Source organism: Acetobacter pomorum, from assembly GCF_002738225.1.
GTDB classification, from domain to species: Bacteria; Pseudomonadota; Alphaproteobacteria; order Acetobacterales; family Acetobacteraceae; genus Acetobacter; species Acetobacter pomorum.
Window position 1 is genome coordinate 248,685 of sequence record NZ_PEBQ01000093.1, and the last position, 23,878, is coordinate 272,562.

Genomic DNA, 23,878 nt, shown 5'->3' on the forward strand with positions numbered 1-23,878 from the left:
CGTGCAGCCCATCCTGCTTTCGCTCATAACCTATCTTCCTCTTGTTGCAGCGCTGGTGGCATTTTTTGCGCCCGGCAGGCCAGAACAACAGGACAGCACAGCCCGGTGGGTTGGGTTGTGGAGCAGCCTTATTACGCTTGGCCTAAGTGTGCTGATGTGGCTGGAGTTTGATCCTTCCCAGCCCGGTCTGCAATTTGAAACACGCCTGCGCTGGATGGGAGATTACGGAATTTCCTACCATACGGGGGTGGATGGCATCAGCTTGGTGTTCATTCTGCTTACGGCGTTTCTTACGCCACTGGCGCTTGGGGCAGGCTGGCGCAGCGTGCAAACACAGGGGCGGCAGTTTGTAGCCGCCATGCTGGCACTGGAAACAGCCTTGTTTGGCCTGTTTTCTGCACAGGATATGCTGCTGTTTTATGTGTTTTATGAAGCAACGCTTATTCCCGGTAGCCTGATGATTGGCGTTTGGGGCGGGCCAAAACGCGTTTGGGCCTCGCTTCAGTTCTTTCTGTTCACGTTTGGTGGCTCGCTGTTCATGCTGGTGGGGCTTATCACCATGTGGCTGCAAACGGGCACCACGGATATTCCGGCCTTAATGCACGCGGGCTTCTCCCAGCCCTTGCAGGGCTGGTTACTGCTGGCCTTTCTGCTGGCCTTTGGTGTCAAACTGCCGCTGTTTCCGCTGCATGCGTGGCTGCCCGATGCGTATTCCGAGGCCCCAACACCGGCCTCCGCCATGCTTTCTGGCGTGCTTTCTAAAACAGGCGCTTACGGGTTGCTGCGTTTTGGGGTGTTGATGTTCCCCGATGCCGTGCGGCTGTTTGCACCCTATGTGCTGGCTCTTGGGGTTGTGGCCATTATCTATGCGGCTTTTGTGGCTTTTGCCCAAACAGACATGAAGCGCGTGATTGCATATTCCTCCTTTTCCCATATGGGTATGATTGCCGTGGGGCTGTTTACGCTCACGGCGGAAGGCATTGATGGCGCAATCTTTCAGATGCTTTCTCACGGGGTGGTTATTGCGGCTCTGTTTTTCTGCGTGGCAGCGGTGGCATGGCGGGCCGAAACCCAGCAGATTGATGCGCTAGGCGGTGTGGCGCGGCAGATGCCGGTTTTGGCCCTGTTGGCCATGCTGTTTACAATGGCCAATGTGGGGCTACCGGGCACGGGGTCCTTTGTAGGGGAACTGCTGGTGCTTATGGGGGCTGTGCATGTATCCTTCTGGGTGGCGTTGCTGGCGGGCACGACCATGATTATGGGCGCGGTTTACATGCTCTCCCTGTATCGGCGGGTGCTGTTTGGTGGCGTAAAAGGCACGGTAAGCCTGCTGCGGGATCTGACAGCCGCAGAAATTGCCGTGCTGGCGCCATTAGCCATTGTGACGTTGTGGATGGGTGTGCATCCGGGCAGCTTTACCCGGTTGTTTGACCCCGTCATTATGCAGGCTATTCATGGTAGCGCGGCCAATATGGCTTCAGCTTCCACGCATGCTGTTTTGCATGTGGCGGCCCGTTAACAGGGCCTGAAAAACAAGGGTTTCTTTTTTAGTTAGGCAGTTCTGGCATATCCCATGCCGGAGCTGCCTTTTGTTTTGGTTTGCTGGGGGTAAGAATAATGCCCGCTGAAGCCACAACCACGCACAAAATGCCACAAAGCTGCAATGGAGAAGGTGTTTCGTGCAGGATTACGGCCCCGGCTATTGTGGCGCATACTGGTTCCAAACTGCTGAGAATACCGATATCGCGCGTGCTGAGGTTCTGCATGGCCAGCATTTCCAGAGAATAGGGCAGGGCGGAAGAACAGAGCGCCACCAATATGCCCATCCCCAACATGGCAGGCGCTGAAAAGCCTGTTACCAGAGCAGGCACAAAGCAGGGTAAAAACACCACAGCGCCGCCACAGGCCATGCCAAGGGCGCAGGCATGGGCACCGGGCACCTTGCCCGCCACACGCTGCCCAAACAGAATATAAAGCCCCCAGCACAAGGCGGCCATTAGGGCAAAGCCCACGCCCACAAAATCGGTTTTGTTGGTGGCGGTGGCGGGGTTAAGCACCAGTGCCAGCCCCAATATGGTCAGCAAAATCCAGCCGATATCGGAAAGCCTACGAGAGCCCAAAAAGGCCACCACAAGGGGGCCAATAAATTCCAGCGTAACCGTTGTACTGAGCGGAATATGTTGGAGGGCCAGATAAAAACTCAGGTTCATGCCTGTCATGGCCAATCCATAGGGAAGAACCAGACGCAAGACATGCGCAGATAAAAACCGCCAGCTTCTAAAAAGTGGCACCAGTATTAATGCTGCCAAGCAGATACGCAGACCCATAACGCCAAAGGCACCAAATACCGGCAGGATGGCCTTGGCAATGGAGGAGCCAAACTGAATGCACACCATGCTGACCAAGAGCTGGCACAGGGCCAGCAGGCGCGTGCGCAGAGGGTGGCCAGCCGTGGTGGAAGATGCCGTCATGCACGCCTGTATGCAGGCAGGTGCGTTCTTTTTACAAAAAGCCCCCTGCCTGCTGCCGTAAGAGGGACGGGGTTAAACATCCAGCAGATCATCCACTGTGCGTGCATGTTCCTGAATAAAGGCAAAGCGCAGTTCCGGCTTGCGGCCCATCAGGCTTTCTACCCGCTGGCGTGTTGAAAGCCTGTCCTCCTGCGGGGTGATAACACGCAGCAGGGTGCGGCGCTTGGGGTCCATTGTTGTTTCTTTCAAATCCCCCGGTGGCATTTCCCCTAGCCCTTTAAAGCGGGAGACATCAATTTTGCCGCGTGCCTTGAACTCGGATTTCATTTTCCGGTCACGGTCGGCATCATCCATGGCGTAAACCGATTTTGCACCTTGTGTCAGGCGGTAAAGCGGGGGCTGGGCCAGATACAGGTGCCCGTTGCGGATAAGCTCCGGCAGCTCCCGGTAAAAGAATGTCATGAGCAGCGAGGCAATGTGCGCGCCGTCCACATCTGCGTCTGTCATAATAATCACGCGGCCGTAGCGCAGTTTGGAAAGATCAAATCTATCACCAGATCCACAGCCCAGTGCTTCAATCAGATCACGCAGTTCCTGATTGTTGCGCAGTTTTTCTGCTGTGGCGCTGGCAACGTTCAGAATCTTTCCGCGCAGGGGCAGCACGGCCTGAGTTTCGCGGTTGCGGGCTTGCTTGGCGGACCCACCTGCCGAGTCGCCTTCCACCAGAAAGATTTCTGTATCTGGGGCAAATTCTTTTGTGCAATCTGTTAGCTTGCCGGGCAGGCGCAGGCGGCGGGTGGCGCTTTTACGTGGTGTTTCCCTTTGTTCCTTGCGGCGCAGGCGTTCTTCCGCCCGTTCTATGGCAAAGCCCAGCAGCGTATCGGCCTGTGGCGGATTTTGTGCCAGCCAATGGTCAAACCTGTCTCGCAAAGCGGTTTCCACCAGCTTGCTGGCACTGGATGAAGTGAGTTTTTCCTTGGTCTGGCCCTGAAACTGTGGGTCACGAATAAAAACGGAAAGCCGCCCCGCGCTCATGCCCAGCACATCTTCCGCCGTAATGGCCGAGGCTTTTTTGATGGAGCGTTGATCCCCCCATGCGCGCAGGCCTTTTACCAGCGCGTTGCGGAATCCGGTTTCGTGCGTGCCACCCTGCGGGGTGGGGATGGTGTTACAGTAAGACACCAAAGAGGCCGGACCGTGTTCCAGAAACGCCACAGCCCATTCCACCTTGCCGTTATCTGTACCATCAGCGGCGGGCGGCAGAGGGGCTTCTCCAGCCCATAGGGGGGTAAGTAGCGGGGCCTTGGGGCCAAGTTCATCCACCAGGCTGTCTGCCAGCCCACCGGGAAAGTGCAGGGTGGCTTCTGCTGGTGTTTCATCCCCCGCTTTAATCAGCGCCGGATCGCAAGACCAGCGGATGGTAACGCCACGGAAAAGAAACGCCTTGGAGCGGCAGAGGCGGTACAAGCGGGCGGGCACAAAGACATGCGTGCCAAATATTTCCGGGTCTGGCTGAAAGCTGATCTGGGTGCCACGCCGGTTGGGGGCTGCGCCAACTTTTTCCAGCTTGGTAACGGGTTTGCCGCGTTCATACACCTGTTTCCATACGGTGCGATCACGCGCAATTTCCACTTCCATACGGGTGGAAAGCGCATTCACCACGGATGAGCCAACCCCATGCAGGCCGCCCGATGTGGCATAAGCCTTGCCAGAAAATTTCCCCCCTGCATGCAGGGTGGTCAAAATAACTTCCAGTGCGGAACGATCGGGAAAGCGCGGGTGCGGATCAACCGGAATGCCACGCCCGTTATCCCGCACTGTCAGGCGGTTGTCTGTATCCAGCCGCACATCAATGGTGTTGGCATGGCCTGCCACGGCTTCATCCATGGCGTTATCAAGGATTTCCGCTGCCAGATGGTGCAGCGCGCTTTCATCCGTGCCGCCAATATACATGCCGGGGCGGCGGCGCACGGGTTCCAGCCCCTCCAGAACCTCAATGGCGCTGGCATCATAGGCCTGTGCAGCGTCTGCCTGCGTGCCCGGCTTGGTATCGCGGGATTTGCTGGTGGAGGATTTGCGGGCTGGGGGGGTATTGGAAAACAGATCGCTCATGCGGGAAATCTGTCCCGCGTTGGCGCTGATTCGTCAAGCGTGGTGGTGAGGGGGCGGCAAGGCTTTTAACAGCTTTTTGGCCAAAGCCCCCTTATCCACAGGCTTTTAGGCGCGGCGCGTGGTGCGGCGGCGTGTGGTGGTGTGCGTGGAACGGGATGCAGAAGGTGCGGCGCATGTTTCAAAGGAAGCAGGCTGCGTGACATCCTTGGCATCAGAATAGCTGGAAAGATCTTCCCCGCTTTCCAGTGCATCTACTTCGTCAAACATGGCAAGGCGCTGCTGGCAGAAAATGGTGCCGGACTGCAACCCACGTTCAGACTGCACATTGGCCAGCTGCGTGATGTAATCATCATGCTCACGCTGGGCGCTGCGGCCGTAGGTGGCGCGGAAGTAGCTGTTCAGGCGATCTTCCTCCCGCAGGAGGGTGGTGCGAAACTTGGCCACGAATGCGTTGTAGCGGTCCTGCGCATTGCAGGACAGTGCAGTCACCATCAATTCGCTTTTAAGGCCCTGCACGTTAAAGGCTTCATGCGCAGGGGAGTGGCCACATTCGCTGGCGGCAAAGGAAGCCGAGCTGTGCAGAACGCCCGCGGCAAGAACCCCCGCGGCAAGGAAACGGGAAAAGGACATAGTACCTCCGACAGATGCTGGAAACGGAATACCGCATTCACGCAAGAAAGAAACTGGTATTTTTTCATACCCTCTGCCTGCTTTGGTGCTTGCGTGTTATCCAGCCTGTATATTCTGGCATAAAAGTTGGAAAAATAAGCCGCTCTGTTTAGCAGAATATTTGCGGCCAAAAGAAGTTTTCGCGCAGTTGTGTGTAAGCAGATGCACCACAAGCTGTGTGCGTGTGCTGTATGCCCCTTCCTTCCTGCTGCGGGATGTTTTAAAGGCAGATGCGAATCATGCTTTGCGGGTGGGGGCAGATGCCCGGTTTGGGCCTCTTTCCATTCAGCCCCGAAGCGTGCAGAAGAGATATGGGTTTTAACACGATAACAAAAGCGGAGCTGTCGAGTGCGCTTACGAGGAATTGCCGGTTTGGCGCTAACTGGTGGGATGCTTGCCGGCTGTGCAACAACGGGCGGCCCTATTCACATCGGGTCCCCCAATCCCTTTGGGTATCTTAAAAAGTCTGCCGTATGCAGCACAACGCCGATTAAAAAAGAGGCTGATGGCTCACTTTCCACCACCATGACCGTACGGTCTGATGATGGTCTGTGCGAAGTGCTGGTAGATCAGCCCGGTGGCAAGGCGTATGCATCCTTTGGGGTTTCCCCAGCGCCAGAACACGGCAAGGCGTTCCTGTACACGCTGGATAGCGATACGCACGTAACCTACACCCCCACCTTGGGTTATGCCGGGCAGGACCAGTTTACGGTTATTCTTATCCCTGGCCCCGGCCAGCAGCGCACCCGTCTGACAGTGACAGCGCAGGTGGATGCAACCGGTGTGGTTATTCCGCATCCGGCTGTAACGGTGCCTCATGCAGAAGCACCAGCCAAAAAGGCAGTGGTGCACAAGGCTGTTACGCGCAAGCGCTAATATGCCAGTCAGCCCTGTTTTTGGATGATGAATTAAAAAATGGTGTTCCAGCAATGGAGCACCATTTTTTTATGCCGTGATATGCCGGGTGAAACCCGGCGGTATCTGACGGAACGGAGTTAGATGGAAAATGTAATGGGTTCGGCCAATGGGCGTTTTAGCCCAGCGGATTCCGCCTGTTTTACCAGATCATCCAGTGTGGTCTTGCTCATCTGTGCAATCAGTTTCTGATCAAACCGATCCCAACATGGGGCCAGAACTTTCTGAAAGAGTGCACCCTGTGGGCCATCATTGCCATCGGTATCTGTGTTCACCACAGCTTCAATAATATCAACCAAAGAGATATCGCGCCGTGGGCGCCCAAGCCGATACCCCCCACGCGGGCCACGAATGCTTTCCAGCAGCCCGGAACGGGAAAGAGCCTGAAGCAGAGGTTCTATGCCACGCCGTGCCAGTTCGGACCGTTGTGCAATATCTGCGGCACTTACCGTGCCTGAACGCCCGGCGTGAAACGCAACATCCAGCATAATAAGCACGGCGGTCATGGCTCTATCACGACGGAGGATCATGCAAAACTATCCCTGTTCTGGTTGATCATGTTTTATTTCCAGATCTGATGTTCAGTATAACAGCACAGATATGGTTTATCTACGCTATAAATTCGTATTATATGGGCTTGAGAATTGTCAAACAGACATGGGAGAACTTCAATGGCAGCATCAACGCAGGAAAAAGAGGATTACGGTTTTGCCGCGCCCCGCGGGCATGTTTACGAGTCTGTTCTTAATCTGGTGGGGGGCACGCCGCTTGTTGCGCTGCCAAGGCAGACCAAGGAAGATGACTTAAAAGCCCGCGTGCTGCTGAAACTGGAGTTTTTTAACCCGCTTGGTTCTGTAAAGGATCGCATTGGCACGGCAATGGTGCTGGATGCCGAACGTAAGGGCCTGATTACGCCGGGCCATACCCTGCTGGTAGAGCCTACCTCTGGCAACACAGGCATTTCTCTGGCGTTTGTGGCGGCTGCGCGGGGCTATCGGCTCATCGTCACCATGCCGGAGGGGGCTTCTATTGAGCGGCGGCGTATGCTGCGGCTGATGGATGCACAGGTGGAGCTTACACCTGCCCGGCTGGGCATGGCCGGGGCAATTGCCCGCGCAAATGAAATTCTGAACGAAACACCAGATGCGTGGATGCCTGATCAGTTTGATAATCCGGCAAACCCGGCCGTACATGCCGCCACCACGGCAAAAGAAATCTGGGTAGATACGGATGGCAAGGTAGATGTTGTTGTGGCGGGCGTTGGCACAGGCGGCACGGCCACCGGCATTGCGGAGGCCCTAAAGCCCCGCCGCAAAGGCTTGCAGGTTTTTGGGGTAGAACCGGCGGAAAGTGCCATTATGAACGGTGATGAACCCGGCCCCCATGGCATTCAGGGCATTGGCCCCGGTTTTTGCCCGGCCACGCTTAATACCAAGCTGCTGGATGGTGTGATCACTGTTTCAGAGCGTGAGGCCATTGCCGCTGCACGCCGTTGTGCGCGCCTGGATGGTATTCCGGTTGGTATTTCTTCTGGCGCATCCTTGCATGCAGCGCTTCAACTGGCTGGCCAGGATGAATACAAGGGCAAAACCATTGTGGCTATTGCACCCTCGTTTGCCGAACGTTATCTGTCCACGCCTCTGTTTACCGGCCTGTAAGGTCGGTTTTCAGTTTTCTGAAAAGGCCGATCCGGCCACAAAAAAGCCCGTTCAGCCATATGGCCAACGGGCTTTTTTGAAGCTGTAAAGCTGAAGTGGCTTTTAGCGGAAAATAATTTCCACGCGCCGGTTCTGCGCTTCCTTGGTGTTGGGGCCTGTTGTGACCAGCGGATGTGTTTCACCATATCCATGAATATCAATGGTGGTGCCCGGCACGCCATCACGCATCAACTCGGCCTTCACCACTTCCGCACGGCGGATGGAAAGCCGCATATTGTATTCTTCACCCGCTTTCTGGCCCGGATGGGCAGAGGAGTTATCTGTATAGCCAGAAACCGTAATACGGGTAAGGGCCACATGCGCGGCGGCCTGCGCGGCAACACCCACAATGGAACGTGCCCTGTCTGTCAGGTCGGCTTTATCCCAATCAAAAAACACCAGATAGCTGCGGGCTGCAGCCGGGGCCGGTGCGGCCACAATAGGTGCTGGCGGCGGTGGGGGCGGAGCCGGATTGAATTCATACCGCAGCCCTAACATGAGCGTGTGGTTGAAATCGGTTTTCGTATCATGATGCCCGCTGGAGAACTGATACGGATGGGTCTGGTTGATACTGTTAATAGTTCCGCCAATGGTGCCCCAAGATGTTGCACCATGAGATTGCGGGCCAAGCATGGTCCAGAACCGGTATTCCGCCGTGGCAGAAAGCCCCACAACCCACGGAATGGGGAAGGCGAGGCCAAAAATGCCCTGATAGGCAAAGTTGCCAAACGTGCCGCCCATTTTTTCTGCAAGCTGGTTGCCCGGTGCGGTTACGGATGTGCGCATGGCGGTCCAGCCATAGCCAATACCGGCCCCAAAATAGGGAAAGAGCCACGGCTTGCCGATATCCAGATCAAACAGGGCGTTGGCCATAACGCCATAGGTCTGGCGGCGGCCATCTGCACGGCTGTTGAAGGTGTTGGTTACAAACCGCTGGTAATCCATGTTGCGGTAATCACCCTCAACTTCCACACGGAAGCCGTTACCCAGGCCCCACCCAATGGAGCCAATACCCGCGGCACCCGTGCGCCAGCGGTCTCGCCCATCGGGAAACTGGCCAGACGTACGCACGCGCTGGTCTTGGTTAAAGGTGGCACCACCTTCACCCGCAATATAAAGCCCCTGCACAGGCTGGGCTTTTGCGGTTACGGCAGCACACAGCAGAAGCCCCGCGGCCAGCGGCGCAGAAAGCAGCGTTTGCGCAAGCAATTTCTGGCGCGGCTTCATGGTCTTCTCCCTGCTATGGCAGTAGTCGCGCGATACGTCCGGCATCGCATCTGGTAGTACGAAGGCACACATGCTTGCCTTCTTTGCTGTAAAGTTGCCCGCTGTGCAACAGGTAGAACGCCCTGTTGACACAAACAGACAGGTTTTATGTGTAATAAATGCCGCAGGCGTGTGCGATAAGCCACAATTAAGGATTTTGTATCAGAGCAGTATTGCTTCAAACGAAGGGCTGAAGTTGTCCGATTCAATTTCCACAACCCATAAGTCGGGGTCAAATTTCACCTGACGTTCTATAAACGCCTGAATCTGTTGCGCATCAACGGGCGTATTACCTGTGGCGCGCAACCATGCGGGTTCACCTTCTGGCGTGCGGGTCTGGCTTAAAACCACGCCAGAACCGTTGCGCGCAGCCAACACCACCAAAATCCCGCCTGCATCGGGGTCTCCCTTGCGCAACAGCATGGCGGAACGGCCATCCTGCCCGCTCTGGCGCAAAATGGCACGGGCCATGATATCGGTTTTCAGGCGTGGGGGAGGTGTCATTTATCTGCCTTATGGCGCAGCGGAAAGTTGGGGGGCGGTTACAGCATCATCAGGAATGGCGTTGATGGCGTTTTTGTACCACTCCGGATTTTCCAGCACGCTGCGGGCCACGTTCACATCCCGGTCAGTGCCAAGGGCGGCAGGGCAGGTTTTGCGGATAGCCATGATCTGGGAAACGGGAATCGGAAAACGCGCCGCGCGGGATGCCGTAATGGCGGCCTGATTGTCCACTTGCCCTGCAGCAAGATCATGCAGGCTTTTTTCAACATCAGCAGCGCCAAGGCTGGTGCAGATCTGTGGCATAACACCAAGGCCCTGCAGCGGCCAGTGGAGCGGCGCTATTACGCGGCTCCATGTTACAAACAGTTCTCCCTCATCGGGCAGCTGGGCCACGGTTTGTACCAGCCCCTTGCCCAATGTTGTGCTGCCAATCACTACAGCGCGGCGATGATCGGCCAGGGCTGCGGCCAGAATTTCTGCCGCACTTGCTGTGCGCCCATCTACCAGAATGGCAATAGGCAGGCCATTTGTCATATCGCCCCCTTGCACAGCCCAGATATGGTTGGCTTGTGAATCGCGCCCGCTGGTAACGGCCGCCACCCCTCTATCAAGCAATAGGGCAGCAGCGGTTACGGCCTGTTGCAGCACGCCACCACGGTTGCCGCGTAAATCTATAATCAGGCCTTTCAGGTGCGTATCCTGCACGGCCTGATCCAGATACTGGCTCATTTCCTCTGCTGTATCGGCAGAAAAAGCTGTTACGCGCAGCACCACAATGGAGCCACTGGCAAAGGCAAACACGGTTTCTGGCGGTGTTTTGGCGCGGCGCAAGGTAACGGTGCGGGCACGGCGCTGGCCGGGGGTGAGCAGGCGCAGCACAACGGGGGTATCTTCCTCGCCCCGTAGCCATTCCATAACGGTTTGTGGCGTTTTGCCGGCGGTAAGGCGATTGTTGACGGAAAGCAGCCGGTCTCCCGTATCTATGGCGGCTGTCCATGCCGGACCGTTGGCATTTATGGCGGAAATAACAAGGTAGCGCCCGTTTTGCCCCAAACTGATGCCAATATCGGCTTCTCCCCCTACACGTGCGGCCCGGTCCGAGGTGGCGGAACTGGGGCCGATATAGCGGGAATAGGGGTCCAGATGGTTAAACAGTTCATCAAAAAAGGCCTGCACCAGTTCTTCGCGGCTGGCAGTACGCACGGCAAGGGAATGTGCGCGGGCACTTTCCAGAAAATCCACGGCAATCTGTGCCCAGTCATCCGCCGTGCCATCTGTGGGCACAGAATGGGAGAGCAGGCTGGTCTGGCCAGAAAGAAGCTGGATATTGGCCCCGCGCGAATCGAAAGACAGGGAAGGATCCAGCGCAGAGAGGCTTGCCAGCCCCCAAAGCGTGAATTCCCGAAAACTGTGGGGCTCCAGCGTGCGGGGCTGTAAAAACTGAAGGCCCGTACTGATAACAGATTTGACCAGCAGCATATCCGGCACGGGCGTTTTATCTGCTACGGGCTGTTCCGGCATAGTGGGTGCGGATGAGGCAGCCTGGGCCGCAGTGGAGGGAGGTGCCGGTGTGGCATCTGGCACAGACGCGCTGGAACTGTTTTGGGCATGCAGCGGTGCAGGCTGGCAAAAAAGCAACACAGCCAGCACCATGCCGGGCAGGGCGCGTGGCAGCCTGCGCACGCGCCAGATAACGGCGTTTTCAGTGCGCATATAAGGCATCAGTCAGCTTCAGCATACCACGTGCAGGGCAGGTGCCCGCAAGAGTAACTGAAAGCGCGGCCCCACTTTGCACGCGGGGGTGATGTGCCGTGGCATGATTATGCTGCGAGTCGTCATTCATCCCTGTGCGATCCGGAAAAGCTGACCATGCAAGGAAAGACGGAGTTCCGGTTTTCGTCAATCTCACCCGCAAGCCATGCCGCGTTGCTGTCATCACATGGGCGGACATTTTCTGGCCAATAAACGGGGCAAGAAAAAGAGCGGCCAATCTGTTCAGACTATCGTGCATGATGGTGGCTGCCCGGCGTTCTGTAAAGTTCAGGTGTGTTGCCAAAGCCACATCGGGCACCGGCACAGGCTTTGTGGAAGATGGCGCCATGTTGCCTGTGTGGAGGAGCGCACGGTGCGCCAGTAAATCCGCATAACGGCGGATGGGGCTTGTAAAATGCGTATAAAAGTTCAGCCGTAGGCCATAATGGGGCGCAGCATGCGGGCTGTAGCGTGCAACAGGGCGCGGGGTGTTGGGTGTGGGTTCTGCATGGGTGCGGAACAGCGCAGGCTGATTTTGCGCCTGTAATTCTTCTGCCGCAATCTGGTTGGCCAGAATCATGCACGCTGCCACCGTATTATGTGTTTCCAGCTGTTTACGCGGCAGAAAGGCACAGGGTTGCCCGTGGGCATCAAACTGTACGCACCAGCTTTCTTCTTCCCGCTCCATCACACCGCGTTGCTCACCCATCTGCCGCAGAATGGTCCCCACAGCACGCAGCGCGGGCAATAAAGTGGGTGGTAAAGATGCGGCTGGATGATCGGCAGGCAGGGATGATCCGGTTGGAGCATCAAACACCTGCTGCACGTTTTCATATGTCAGGCGGGCCGCGCTTTGCATGATCCCCTGCCGCATTTGCGCAGAAGTAACGTGCCCCGTTGCGGTGAGGTGCACATCAGCAAACAGGCAGAGCCGATCCTGCCCCGGCAGGAGAGAGCAGGCCTGCGCAGAAAGAGCCAGCGGTAGCATGGGTACCACTCTGTCTGGCAGATAAATGGAATTGCCGCGCTCCTGCGCTTCCTTGTCCAGTGCGGAGCCGGGTTTGACCCAATGCGCCACATCGGCAATGGCCACAATAAGGTGAAAGCCGTTTTCTGTGGGTTCGGCCCAGAGCGCATCATCAAAGTCATGCGCAGAGGCATCATCAATGGTGATAAGCGGCAGGTGGCGTAAATCTGTGCGGCCAGAAGGTGCTGGTGCGCCCTGCAAAGTAGCACTTTGCTGTGCGATCTGCCGGGCTTCAGCCTCGGCCTGCTCTGAAAATGCAGTGGGTGGATGATGGATCAGCAGGCTGAGGCGTGAGGGCATGCCTGCCTCATCAGCACGCCCCAAAATGCTATGTACACAGCCTGCATAAGTGCCATCGGGCTGAACATGAGGCGTTGCAAGCCCAATCTGCCCTAGTGTGAGGGGGAGAGAACTTGCGTTTTCTTCTGGCGTAAGCGGCAGGTTTAGCCGTGCATCACAGGGCAGTAGCAGATGTTCTGGCGTGCTGGCGGGGGTAACGGGCAGGTTGTTATCAAGCCGGGTAAGCAGCCGCAGGCCGCGGGCCTCGCGCTTTTGGGGGCCCGTTGCCGGGCGTAGGCGCACAAGCACGATATCGCCGGGAAAGAGATATGGCGTATCCGGCGGCTTTATCAGTAATACAACAGGGCGGGAGAATGCATCATCGGCTAAAAAGCCAGCCGCGTTGCCATCTTCCCGAATATAGGCAACCCGCATGCGGGCTACATCTGGCAGGCCGATGGATGCCTTGAGTGTTCCGGGTGCAAGATCCAGCAAATCCCCCGCAACAGCCATATCGTGCAGCAGGGCGCGTATGGGGGCTTTTTGCCGCATGGAAAGCTGGAAATTGCGCAAAATGTCCGTCAGCCCCGTGGGGCTTCCGGTATGGCTTTCAAGAAAAGCCCGTAGCTCCTGCGCTGATGGCAGAGCAGAAACATACGGGCTTGCCGACATGACAGATTACTCGGTCTCGGCTTTTTTCTTGCGTGTTGTGGTGGTGGCCTTCTTTTTGGCAGGTGCCTTTTTCTTGGGCGCTGCCTTTTCCGCACCTTCTTCATCAGCCTTGGCTGTGCTTTTGGTTGCGGTTTTCTTTTTGGCTGCCGTTTTGGTGGTGGTGGCTTTCTTTTTGGCACCAGCCTTGGCTTTAAGGGGCTTACCCTTATCTGCCAGCAGGGCCACGGCCTCATCCAGCGTTACGGCATCCATATCTGTGCCGCGCGGCAGGGTGGCCACCATCTGGCCATGCTGCACATAGGGGCCAAAGCGGCCTTTGCGCACCATAACCGGTTCACCATCCTTGGGGTGCACGCCCAGATTGCGGATGGAGGCCAGTTTTTTGGCCAGCGCATCCACCGCGCGGTTAAGCCCGATGGTCAGAACATCATCGTCCTTGTCCAAAGATCCATACACCGCACCCATTTTTACAAACGGACCAAAACGCCCAAGCCCGGCCTGAATAGGCTCACCCGTTTCAGGGTGGATACCCACAAGGCGCGGCAGGGAGAGCAGGCCAAGTGCCTGATCGAGCGTTATGCTTTCCGCATTGATGTTTTTGGGCAGGGAAGCCCGTTTGGGCTTGGCCTTTTTATCTTCCGGGTTGGGTTCACCCTGCTGCACGTACAGGCCCCACGGGCCTTGGCGCAGAGTAATATCCTCACCTGTTTCCGGGTTCTGGCCCAAAAGGCGCATGCCGTCCTTCAGGGCAACATCATCCCCTTCTTCTGCGCTATCGGCTGTCAGACGGCGGGTGTACTGGCATTCCGGGTAGTTGGAGCAGCCAATAAACGCGCCATAACGGCCCAGCTTCAGCCCAAGGCGGCCTGTGCCGCAGGAGGGGCAAACCCGTGGGTCTGATCCATCCGCCCGTTCAGGAAAGAAGAATGGCCCCAGATCCTTATCGAGCGCATTGAGCACATCGGTAATGGTGAGTTCCTTGGTGCTGGCCACGGCTTTGGAAAAGTCATTCCAGAACGCGGCCAGAACCTGCTTCCACTGTGCGCGTCCGCCGGAAATATCATCCAGCAGTTCTTCAAGGCTGGCGGTAAAGCCCGTATCCACATACCGCTCAAAGAACGAGACAAGGAAGGCCGTGACCAGCCGCCCGCGTGCTTCGGGCACAAAGCGGCGGTTTTCTAGGCGCACATAGCTGCGGTCCTGCAACACGGTCAGAATGGAAGCGTAGGTGGATGGGCGACCAATGCCCAGCTCTTCCATTTTTTTGACCAGCGATGCTTCGGAATAACGTGGTGGCGGCTGGGTGAAGTGCTGCTCGGCCTCCACCTTTTCACGCTTGAGCGGGTCTTTTTCCTGCATGCTGGGCAGCATGCGGGCATCATCATCCGCTGCTTTTTCCGTATCATCACGCCCTTCACGGTAGAGCTTGAGAAAGCCCTCAAACGTGATGATGGAGCCATTGGCACGCAGCACGGTTTGGCCGGAGGGGCCTGCAATATCTACCGCTACCTGATCCAGCGATGCGGATTCCATCTGGCTGGCAACAGCACGCTTCCACACCAGTTCGTACAACCGGCGCTGATCACTGTTCAGGAACCGAGCAACAGATTCGGGCGTGCGGGACACATCGGTGGGGCGCACGGCTTCATGCGCTTCCTGCGCGTTCTTGACCTTGGAGGTATAGATACGTGGCTTGGCAGGCACGTATTCCGCGCCAATTTTCTGGCCAATATGCTGGCGAATGGCGTTGACGGCTTCCTGCGCCATCGTCACGCCATCGGTTCGCATATAGGTGATCAAACCTACGGTTTCACCGCCCAGATCCATCCCTTCATAAAGTTGCTGGGCGGTGCGCATGGTGGTTTGCGCGCTCATGCCCAACTTGCGGGAGGCTTCCTGCTGCAAGGTGGAAGTGGTGAACGGCGGCTGCGGATTACGGCGAACCTTGCGGCGCTCGATAGATTTGACGGCAAGGTTTTCAGCTTCCACCGCCTTTTTGGCGGCCTCGGCCAGTTCCGCATTGTGCAGATCAAACTGATCCAGCTTTTTGCCGTTCAGATATGTCAGCCGTGCGGTAAAGGCGGCACCTGCTGGTGTGAGCAGCGATGCAATAACGCTCCAGTATTCCCGCGGTTTGAAAACCTCAATCTCGGCTTCGCGCTCACAAATCAGGCGCAGCGCCACAGATTGTACACGCCCCGCACTGCGAGACCCCGGCAGCTTGCGCCACAACACGGGGGAAAGCGTAAAGCCCACCAGATAATCCAGCGCCCGGCGGGCCAGATAGGCCTCAATCAGCGGGAAATCCAGATCCCGCGGGTGTTCCATGGCGTAGCGGATGGCGGATTTGGTAATTTCGTTAAACGTAACGCGCTGAACGTCCACCCCTTTCAGGGCTTTGCGTTCTTCCAGCATGGCGCGCACATGCCATGATATGGCTTCACCCTCACGGTCCGGGTCAGTGGCCAGATACAGTCGGTGGGCACCTTTAAGCGCCTTGGCAATGGCGGCAACCTGCTTCATGCCCCGCTCATCAGACTGCCACTTCATGGCAAAGTCTTCATCCGGCAGCACGGAGCCATCCTTGGGGGGCAGATCACGCACATGCCCAAAGGAGGCCAGCACCGTGTAGCCCTCACCCAGATATTTGTTGATCGTTTTTGCCTTTGCGGGCGATTCGACCACAACAACGTCAGTCATACTCTCTCCGACCTGCCTGCAAGCAGCACTTACCCTGCCGTTTCTGCCTGATTATCCGCCAGACCGACCATGCCCCCAGAATAGGTGGTGACGCAGCCAGAAAGCTCAAGTTCCGTGAGCGCGACAAGCACGGCAGAAGCCGAGAACTGGCAGCGCCTAATCAGATCGTCAACCGCTATAGGCGTAAAGGAGAGGAGCGAAAGCAGGTTTTTGTGCACATCCTGTACGGGAAAAGGCGCTGAAAAATGCGGTTTTGGGGCTGTTGGCGCTTTTTCATCCACATTTTTGGGAGATGCAAAAAATGCGGGTTCTGGCGGGTCTGAAACAAAAGGCAGACCGCTTTGGGCGGGAGAAACAGATTTTTTCTGGTGTGATGGAGAAGAACTGGTTGGGGAAACCGCAAAAGCATCGGGTTGCGTGGGAATTGGCGGTAAATGCGGCAGAATGTCTGCAACGCTTTCTGTTAGAAGAGCGCCATTACGCAAAAGATTGTTACTGCCCCGGCAACGCGGGTCTAGCGGTGATCCGGGAACAGCAAATAACTCCCGCCCATAATCCACCACCATGCGGGCGGTAATAAGTGTGCCAGAATGGGGTGCTGCTTCCACCACCACGCAGCCAAGGCCCAGCCCCGCAATAAGCCGGTTACGGCGCGGAAAATGGCGGGCCAAAGGCGCTGTGCCCAGTGGCGCTTCTGTTACCACCGCGCCTTTTTGAGCAATTTCTGCCTGAAGGTTGGCGTTTTCTGGCGGGTAGGGGCAATCCAGCCCACCAGCAATGGCGGCAATGGTGCAACCCTGTCGATGCAGCGCACCTTTATGGGCGGCTTTATCAATACCGCGTGCCAAGCCGGAAATTACACTCAGCCCGGCTTCCACCAGCTCTGTTGCAAGGCTTTCTGCCAGCCGCATACCCTGTGCCGAGGCATTGCGTGCCCCCACAATGCTCACCCCCGCACGGCTGAGGCATGAGACATCGCCCAACACACTCAGCACGGGTGGTGCATCTGGAATCTGGCGCAAAAAAGCAGGGTAATCTGCATCAAAAAGTGTGAGGAAACAGCCACCCATCTGCAAGGTAGCGTCTATTTCCCGCATCACCACATCCAGGGGTGGTATAACCGGTTGGTTACGCCCGCGTACAGGCAGATAAGGTAGGGCTTCCAGCGCTTCTGCGGCAGAGCCATATTTATCTACCAGTTTCCGCCATGTGCGGGGGCCAACCTGTTCGGTACGGGCCAGACGAAGGCAGGCGGGCAGAGATGTCATGTGTGGGGAATCAGGCAGCCAAACTGCGGATCACGACTTTTTTTCACCAATCCGCGGTTCTTTTCCGGTGAAAATACGGACAATGTTTTCATGATGCCGCGCAATCACCAAGACGCTGATAAGCACGGCTGCGAGCGGTTTGGGAGAAGCCTGAAAAGAAAAACCATACAGCCCCAACAGCACGATGGGCATAATGAGGAAAGCCACCAGTGCCCCGGCAGAGGAAATGCGTGTGATCTTGGCAACGCTCAGCCACGTGGCGCAGCCAAGCAGACCCGTAATGGGAGAAAGCGCCAACATGGCACCCAGCCCGGTTGCAACACCCTTGCCGCCTTTAAACCCCAGAAAGACCGGATAACAGTGCCCCACCACAGCAGCCAGAGCCGCCACAGTTGTGGTGCGATCTGAAAAATCGGGCGGCGTCATAATCCATGCAATGGCAACGGCCAAAAAGCCCTTGGCAGCATCCAGCAACAGCGTTGCGGCGGCCAGATCCTTACGCCCTGTGCGCAATACGTTGGTGGCCCCGATATTGCCGGAGCCGATTTTACGTAAATCTCCCGCACCCGTCAGATTGGTCAGAAGTAGGCCAAAAGGCACGCTGCCCAGCGTGTACCCCATGAACGCCATGGCAGCCACAAGCTTTAAGGCATAGGGAGGCAGGGATTCCATTATGCCTGCTCCGCCTCATACACCCGGCGGCCTGCTTTCCATGTGCCCAGCACGCGGCCTTCCAGCGGGCGGCCATCAAAAGGCGTATTCTGCGCACGGCCCGGCAGCTTGCCGGCTTGCACCAGCCAGCTTTGTTCGGGGTCGAACAGGCACAGGTCAGCCGCAGCGCCTACAGCCAGCGTGCCACAATCTGCACCCAGCAACTGCGCGGGGCGATGGGTGAGCAGGGAAAGGGCTTGTGGCAGCGTAAGTGTGCCATCATGCACCCGTGCCAGCGTAACACCCAAAAGCGTTACCAAGCCTGTGCCACCGGTTGCGGCCTGAGCAAAGGGCAGGCGCTTATCATCCGCATCACGCGGGAGATGGTCCGAGCCAATGGCGTCTATCGTGCCATCAGCCAGTGCGGCGCAAATGGCCAGCCTGTCATCCTCGCTTCGCAATGGAGGGGAGAACTTGGCGTAGGTGCGGAAATCCCCAATCGTGTTTTCGTTCAGGTCAAAATACGGGGGCGCGGTATCACACGTTACATTCAGCCCACGTTCCTTGGCTTGGCGGATAAGGGCCACGCCTTCACCGGTGGAAACATGGGCAAAATGCAGGCGTCCGCCCGTAAGTTCTGCCAAACGGATATCCCGCGCAATCATGATGGCTTCTGCCGCGGCGGGAATACCGGGCAGGCCCAGCCGCGTGGCCAAAGCACCAGCCGTGGCGCAGCCTGAACCCGCCAGCGAAGGTTCTTCTGGGTGCTGCACAATCATGGCCCCAAAGCCGCTGGCGTAGGAAAGAGCCAACCGCATTAAGCGTGCGGGGTCCAGCGCGCGTGCGCCATCTGTAAAAGCAATGGCACCGGCTTCGTGCAGCAGGCCTATTTCGGCCAGTTCCTTACCTTCGCACCCTTTGGTGAGGGCACCGTAGGGCAAAATGGTAATGGCTCCGGTTTCTTCCCCACGGGTGCGGAGCATGCGCACAAGGGCCGGGTTATCTATGGCCGGTTTGCAGGTGGGTAGCACGGCAAGGGTGGTAATGCCCCCGGCAGAAGCGGCCCGTGCGGCGGAGGAAACGGTTTCACGGTATTCATATCCCGGTTCACCAATTTCTACGCGCATGTCCACAAGGCCGGGGCACAGCACGGCATTTTTGCCATCAATAACAGTGGCTTCTTCCGGCGCACCTTCGGCACCGGCTTTATCTGTGCCAGCAATAACGCCATCGCGCACCAGCAGGCGACCGGGTTGGTCCAGCCCGGATGCAGGATCTATCAGGCGGACGTTTTCAAATAGAAGGGTATTCATACGGCGGGCCTGCTGCGGGTAAGGCGGTCCAGAACGGCCATGCGTACGGCAACGCCCATTTCAACCTGTTCCTGAATGACGCTCTGGCTAGAATCAGCGACAAGACTGTCTATTTCCACGCCGCGGTTCATGGGGCCGGGGTGCATAACCAGCGCATTTTTGCGGGCCAACTGCAACCGGCGCTGATCCAGCCCGAAAAAGCGGAAATATTCACGCGCGCTGGGGATAAGGCCGGAGGACATGCGCTCACGCTGCAAACGTAGCATCATTACCACATCCACATCCTGCAAACCTTCTTCCATATTGTGGAAGATTTCCACCCCGCGTTGCTTCATGGCGCCGGGCACCAGCGTTGGCGGGCCAACAAGCCGCACCATGCTGCCCATGCCTGTCAGCAGGAAGATGTTGGAACGCGCCACGCGGGAATGGGCGACATCCCCACAAATGGCCACTTTCAGCCCACCCAACGTGCCCAGATGGCGGCGGATTGTCAGTGCATCCAGCAGGGCCTGTGTGGGGTGCTCATGCATGCCATCACCAGCGTTGACCACGCTGGCTTCCACCTTTTGCGCCAGCAGAGCCGGTGCGCCGGATTGCGAGTGGCGCACCACCAGCAGGTCTGTCCGCATGGCGTTAAGCGTTGCGGCCGTATCCAGCAGGGTTTCACCCTTGTTCACCGAGGATTGGGCAACGGACATATTGATAACGTCCGCCCCCAAACGCTTGCCCGCCAGCTCAAAAGATGTGCGGGTGCGCGTGCTGTCCTCAAAGAACAGGTTGATAAGGGTGCGCCCCCGCAGCACATCGCGCGGCACCTTGCGGGAGCGGTTGAGCAGGGCATAGCTTTCGGCCAGATCCAGCAAAGGCTCGATCTGGTCGGGCGTCATGCCTTCCAGCCCGAGCAGATGCCGGGTGTGGCGGCCGGGAAAGCTAGCCATGCAGAACGGCTCCCAAACGGGCGAGGGTTTCATCCTTGCCTAGTGCTTGCAGGGTGGCATCAATGCCGGGGGAGGTGTTGGAGCCTGTTACGGCGGCGCGCACAGGTTGGGCTACCTTGCCCAGTTTGAGTTCATGCTTTTCAGCAAAGTTGCGCAGGGTGGTATCAATGGCTTCTGGCGTAAAGTCCGGCACGGCGGCCAGATCACGCGCCAGTTCACCCAGCATGGTGCGGGCTTCTGGCGTCAGCAGCTTCTGCGCTTTGTCATTAAACGTCAACGGCACCTGACGGCCAAGGAAAGCCGCACTTTCTGCCAGTTCCACCAGCGTGCGCGCGCGTTCCTTCAGCCCCGGCATCAGGGCGGCCACGCGGGCGCGGGTGGTTTCATCCACACTTACGCCTTCCATCTTTTTAAAGCGTTCCATCACATCGTTGGTCAGGCGTTCATCATCCGCCTGCCGCAGCCATACGGCGTTGATGTGCAGCAGCTTGGCGTAATCCATGCGGGAAGGAGAGCGGCCAACGCCATCAATATCAAACAGCTTGATCTGCTCTTCACGCGAGAGGATTTCCGCATCCCCATGGCCCCAGCCCAGACGCAGCAGATAGTTGCACAGGGCTTCGGGCAGGTAGCCCATTTCACGGAATTCCACCACAGATTGTGCGCCATGGCGTTTGGAAAGCTTTGCGCCGTCCGGGCCATGAATAAGCGGCAGGTGCCCAAAGCGTGGAAGCTCCCACCCCATGGCGCGGTAGATCATGGCTTGGCGGAAAGTGTTGGTCAGGTGGTCATCACCACGGATCACGTGGGTAATGCCCATATCGTGGTCATCCACCACAACGGCGTGCTGATAGGTGGGGGTGCCATCGGAGCGCAGGATGATCATGTCATCCAGTTCGGCATTGGCAACGCGCACTTCACCCTGCACGAGGTCATTGATTGTGGCTTCCCCTTCACGCGGGGCTTTAATGCGCACGGCAAAAGGTGCGCCAGCCGGGGCTTCGGATGGGTCACGGTCCCGCCACATGCCGTTATAGCGCGGGGGCAGCCCCTTGGCCTTGGCGTCCTCACGCATCTGGTGCAGCTCTTCAGGCGTGCAATAGCATTTATAGGCTAGACCCTTTTCCAGCAGTTCAAGGGCGACTTCCCGGTGCCGATCCTCCCGCGAGGACTGGAAGACGGGTTCTTCATCCGGTTCAATCCCCATCCAGGCCAGACCGTCAAAAATAACGTCAACAGCCTGTTGGGTGGAACGCTCACGGTCGGTATCCTCAATACGCAGGAGGAACTCGCCGCCGTGATGACGGGCAAAGAGGAAATTGAACAGGGCTGCGCGGGCGTTGCCAATATGCAGCAGGCCTGTAGGACTCGGAGCGAAGCGTGTACGGATGGTGGTCATAGGGTGGCTCCATATCATGCGCAGGCGCCGGGAGCCATATGCCACACCTGATGTTACATCTGCATTCTTTGCTTGTTCAGGAACAAAGGCGGCTGGTGCTGTGGGCACCAATGGGTTTGGCGCTGGGTGCGGTGTTGTATTTTGGCCTGTTGCGCACGGAACCCGCGCTGCTGGTGGGCTTTGTGCTGCCGTGCGGTGTGGCTGTGCTGGCCAGCATTGCGGCGTGGGGTATGCGTTATTCGCTTTGGGGGCGTCTGCTCTGGGGCGGATGCATAACTGTGGCTCTTGGGTTTGCCGCGGCTTGGGGCGGCACACACAGGCACCCACCCATGCCCGATTTGCCCCGTTTTGCCACAGAAATATCCGGCACGGTGCAGGCCATTGCCCATTTGCCGTCAGAAAATGGCACAGATGCCCCGTTTGAGCGCAGGGTGGAGCTGGCACAGGCCGTTTTTTACAATGCGCTGGATGACGGCATGCCGCCTTTGCGGCGCGTGCTTTCCATTTATCTCCAACCCAATGATTTGACCGTGCTGCGGGTGGGAGACCAACTGCACGTAAAGGCTCTGTTACAGCCACCGCCATTTCTGGCTCTTCCGGGCACGCGGGACAAACAGTTTGAGGCATGGTTTGCCAATCAGGCAGGGAGTGGCCGTGCCGTGGGCTATGTGCAGCTTGAGGCAACGGCGCAAATGGCGTGGGGCCATAATAAGCCGCAACTGTGGTTTGAAACCCTGCGCGAACGCATGAATGCTCGCATCCACGCCGTTTTACCTGGCCCGGAGGGTGGTGTGGCGGCCACCGTGCTGGTGGGCGCATCCGAAACTGTAGAAAAACAGGTGCGCGAAGATTTTGCAGCCTCTGGGCTGGCGCATTTGCTGGCAGTTGCAGGGCTGCATCTGGGGATCGTAATGGGGCTTGTTATGGCAGCAGGCCGCCTGCTTTTGGCTACAACAGAATACACAGCTTTGCGCTGGCCCTGTAAGGCCTTGGCCGCTTTATGTGCTTGGGGGGTAGGGCTGGTTTATGTGCTGCTTACGGGGGCACATCTGCCCGCCCAACGCAGCCTGTTAATGGCTGCAGTGGCAGTGTTGGGCATTGCGGCAGGGCGGCGTGTTGTTTCCATGCGCGGCTTGGCGGTGGCGGCCTGTGTGCTGGTGCTGTGTATGCCACAGGTGGTGATGGGTGTGGCGTTTCAGATGTCCATGGCAGCGGTTATGGCGCTGGTGGCGGGGTATGAGGTGTTGCAGCCTTGGCTGATGCGCTGGCGGGCCAGCACAACAGGGGCTGGGCACTGGCTGGCATGGCATGGTGCTGTTTTGGCATTAACAAGTGTGCTGGCAGGCTGTGCCACTTTGCCTGTGGCCATGGCGCATTTTGGCGTTATTCAGCCGTTTTTTGTGGTGGCCAACATGGTGGCCGTGCCGCTGATGGCTGTGTGGATCATGCCGTTTGGCCTGCTGGCCCTGGCGCTCATGCCCCTGCATATGGATGCCCCGTTTTTGTGGCTGATGGGCGCAGGTATCCGCCCCGTTATAGGGCTGGCGCATATGGTGGCGCATTGGCCTGCCGCACGCGTGGCTGTGCCGCACATGCCGGGGTGGGGTTTGCTGGCTGTTATGCTGGGGCTGTGTTGGGTGTGCCTGTGGCGGCAGTACTGGCGTTGGGCTGGGTGCGCCAGTTTGGTGTTAGGTATGGCAAGCCCGTGGCTTGTGGCACAGCCAGATGTGGTGATCAGCCCAGATGGTGGGCTGGTAGGGGTGCGGGATGCCGGCAAGATCCATGTGATGGGTCAATCTCGCGCGCAGCGGCCTGTGATGCAGGCATGGAGCCAATATTTTGCGCAGCCCGTAGAGATGTTTCCACCACAGGGAGAAACGCCTGATGGCGCGCTTGTCTGCGGAGCAGAGGATGCGCCAGATACCTGCGTGGCTTTGCTGCGTGGGCAGGATGTGGTGGTGCGCAGGCAGGATGCCTCGGATGGACGTGCACTTTTGCCTGCTGCTCTTTGTGTGGGGGTAGATGTAGTGATTAGCGTCGCACCCTTGCGTGCGTCCTGCCCGAATGTGCCTATAAGGCTGGATCGGTTTTCAGCATGGGAAAACGGGGCGGAGGCCGTGTTTTTGCGCAAAAGCGGAAATGTGGTCAGAACAGACCGCACATGGCGCGGGCAACGCCCCTGGGTGCTCAAACCCGGCGGCCACGGCATGCCTGTTCTGCCACTTGCACCTTCTGAATAAACAAA

The 23,878-nt window shown here is 57.7% G+C and carries 19 protein-coding genes; 5 read left to right on the top strand and 14 right to left on the bottom strand.

Annotated elements, in window-relative coordinates:
- Nucleotide 1 precedes the first annotated feature (1 nt).
- On the top strand, nt 2-1,519 hold the full coding sequence (locus CSR02_RS07145; protein WP_099541056.1) for a complex I subunit 4 family protein: 1,518 nt from the start codon (nt 2-4) through the stop codon (nt 1,517-1,519).
- A 28-nt stretch (nt 1,520-1,547) separates the two neighbouring features.
- On the opposite strand, the gene CSR02_RS07150 is transcribed toward CSR02_RS07145, so the two are convergent.
- The 3 genes from CSR02_RS07150 to CSR02_RS07160 all read right to left on the bottom strand — a co-directional run bounded on the left by CSR02_RS07150 (nt 1,548) and on the right by CSR02_RS07160 (nt 5,213).
- Complete coding sequence (locus CSR02_RS07150) at nt 1,548-2,471, bottom strand: EamA family transporter (RefSeq protein ID WP_099541057.1); 924 nt, start codon at nt 2,469-2,471, stop codon at nt 1,548-1,550.
- A gap of 72 nt (nt 2,472-2,543) precedes the next feature.
- Nucleotides 2,544-4,583 (bottom strand): DNA topoisomerase IV subunit B, encoded by a 2,040-nt coding sequence (gene parE / locus CSR02_RS07155; RefSeq protein ID WP_099541058.1) that lies wholly within the window; start codon nt 4,581-4,583, stop codon nt 2,544-2,546.
- A 105-nt stretch (nt 4,584-4,688) separates the two neighbouring features.
- The gene (locus CSR02_RS07160) at nt 4,689-5,213 is read right to left on the bottom strand and encodes a hypothetical protein (RefSeq protein WP_042788492.1); all 525 of its coding nucleotides are present in this window, start codon (nt 5,211-5,213) and stop codon (nt 4,689-4,691) included.
- 187 nt (nt 5,214-5,400) lie between these two features.
- Here CSR02_RS07160 and CSR02_RS16590 point away from each other — a divergent pair, with 187 nt between their 5' ends.
- Nucleotides 5,401-5,574, top strand: a complete 174-nt coding sequence (locus tag CSR02_RS16590; protein ID WP_183172572.1) for a hypothetical protein — start codon at nt 5,401-5,403, stop codon at nt 5,572-5,574.
- Between the two features lie 26 nt (nt 5,575-5,600).
- Nucleotides 5,601-6,128, top strand: coding sequence for an Ig-like domain-containing protein (locus tag CSR02_RS07165; protein ID WP_042788496.1), 528 nt, complete (start codon nt 5,601-5,603; stop codon nt 6,126-6,128).
- A gap of 119 nt (nt 6,129-6,247) precedes the next feature.
- Here the strand turns inward: CSR02_RS07165 and CSR02_RS07170 are convergent, their stop codons facing one another.
- On the bottom strand, nt 6,248-6,697 hold the full coding sequence (locus tag CSR02_RS07170) for an RrF2 family transcriptional regulator (protein WP_099541059.1): 450 nt from the start codon (nt 6,695-6,697) through the stop codon (nt 6,248-6,250).
- 141 nt (nt 6,698-6,838) lie between these two features.
- Here CSR02_RS07170 and cysK point away from each other — a divergent pair, with 141 nt between their 5' ends.
- Nucleotides 6,839-7,825, top strand: a complete 987-nt coding sequence (gene cysK / locus CSR02_RS07175) for a cysteine synthase A (RefSeq protein ID WP_099541060.1) — start codon at nt 6,839-6,841, stop codon at nt 7,823-7,825.
- A 102-nt stretch (nt 7,826-7,927) separates the two neighbouring features.
- Here cysK and CSR02_RS07180 read toward each other — a convergent pair whose 3' ends face one another.
- The 10 genes from CSR02_RS07180 to gltX all read right to left on the bottom strand — a co-directional run bounded on the left by CSR02_RS07180 (nt 7,928) and on the right by gltX (nt 21,633).
- Nucleotides 7,928-9,163, bottom strand: a complete 1,236-nt coding sequence (locus CSR02_RS07180) for an OmpA family protein (protein WP_183172571.1) — start codon at nt 9,161-9,163, stop codon at nt 7,928-7,930.
- A gap of 129 nt (nt 9,164-9,292) precedes the next feature.
- The gene (locus tag CSR02_RS07185) at nt 9,293-9,634 is read right to left on the bottom strand and encodes a DUF1491 family protein (RefSeq protein ID WP_042788501.1); all 342 of its coding nucleotides are present in this window, start codon (nt 9,632-9,634) and stop codon (nt 9,293-9,295) included.
- A 9-nt stretch (nt 9,635-9,643) separates the two neighbouring features.
- Complete coding sequence (locus tag CSR02_RS07190; protein ID WP_183172592.1) at nt 9,644-11,287, bottom strand: S41 family peptidase; 1,644 nt, start codon at nt 11,285-11,287, stop codon at nt 9,644-9,646.
- A 49-nt stretch (nt 11,288-11,336) separates the two neighbouring features.
- Nucleotides 11,337-13,364 carry an RNB domain-containing ribonuclease gene (locus CSR02_RS07195; RefSeq protein WP_099541061.1) on the bottom strand — a complete coding sequence of 676 codons (2,028 nt, stop codon included), beginning with the start codon at nt 13,362-13,364 and terminating at the stop codon, nt 11,337-11,339.
- Between the two features lie 6 nt (nt 13,365-13,370).
- Nucleotides 13,371-16,064, bottom strand: a complete 2,694-nt coding sequence (topA, locus tag CSR02_RS07200) for a type I DNA topoisomerase (RefSeq protein WP_099541062.1) — start codon at nt 16,062-16,064, stop codon at nt 13,371-13,373.
- 29 nt (nt 16,065-16,093) lie between these two features.
- Nucleotides 16,094-17,332: a DNA-processing protein DprA gene (gene dprA, locus CSR02_RS07205; protein WP_099541063.1), complete on the bottom strand. Its 1,239-nt coding sequence runs from the start codon at nt 17,330-17,332 to the stop codon at nt 16,094-16,096.
- A gap of 30 nt (nt 17,333-17,362) precedes the next feature.
- Nucleotides 17,363-18,004: a glycerol-3-phosphate 1-O-acyltransferase PlsY gene (gene plsY, locus CSR02_RS07210; protein WP_099541064.1), complete on the bottom strand. Its 642-nt coding sequence runs from the start codon at nt 18,002-18,004 to the stop codon at nt 17,363-17,365.
- On the bottom strand, nt 18,004-19,296 hold the full coding sequence (locus tag CSR02_RS07215) for a dihydroorotase (protein WP_099541065.1): 1,293 nt from the start codon (nt 19,294-19,296) through the stop codon (nt 18,004-18,006). The genes plsY and CSR02_RS07215 overlap by 1 nt, the downstream gene beginning before the upstream one ends.
- Complete coding sequence (locus tag CSR02_RS07220) at nt 19,293-20,234, bottom strand: aspartate carbamoyltransferase catalytic subunit (RefSeq protein WP_099541066.1); 942 nt, start codon at nt 20,232-20,234, stop codon at nt 19,293-19,295. The genes CSR02_RS07215 and CSR02_RS07220 overlap by 4 nt, the downstream gene beginning before the upstream one ends.
- The gene (gltX, locus tag CSR02_RS07225) at nt 20,227-21,633 is read right to left on the bottom strand and encodes a glutamate--tRNA ligase (protein ID WP_099541067.1); all 1,407 of its coding nucleotides are present in this window, start codon (nt 21,631-21,633) and stop codon (nt 20,227-20,229) included. The genes CSR02_RS07220 and gltX overlap by 8 nt, the downstream gene beginning before the upstream one ends.
- A gap of 38 nt (nt 21,634-21,671) precedes the next feature.
- On the opposite strand from gltX, the gene CSR02_RS07230 reads away from it, so the two are divergent.
- The gene (locus tag CSR02_RS07230; protein WP_099541068.1) at nt 21,672-23,873 is read left to right on the top strand and encodes a ComEC/Rec2 family competence protein; all 2,202 of its coding nucleotides are present in this window, start codon (nt 21,672-21,674) and stop codon (nt 23,871-23,873) included.
- The last annotated feature ends 5 nt before the right edge of the window (nt 23,874-23,878 follow it).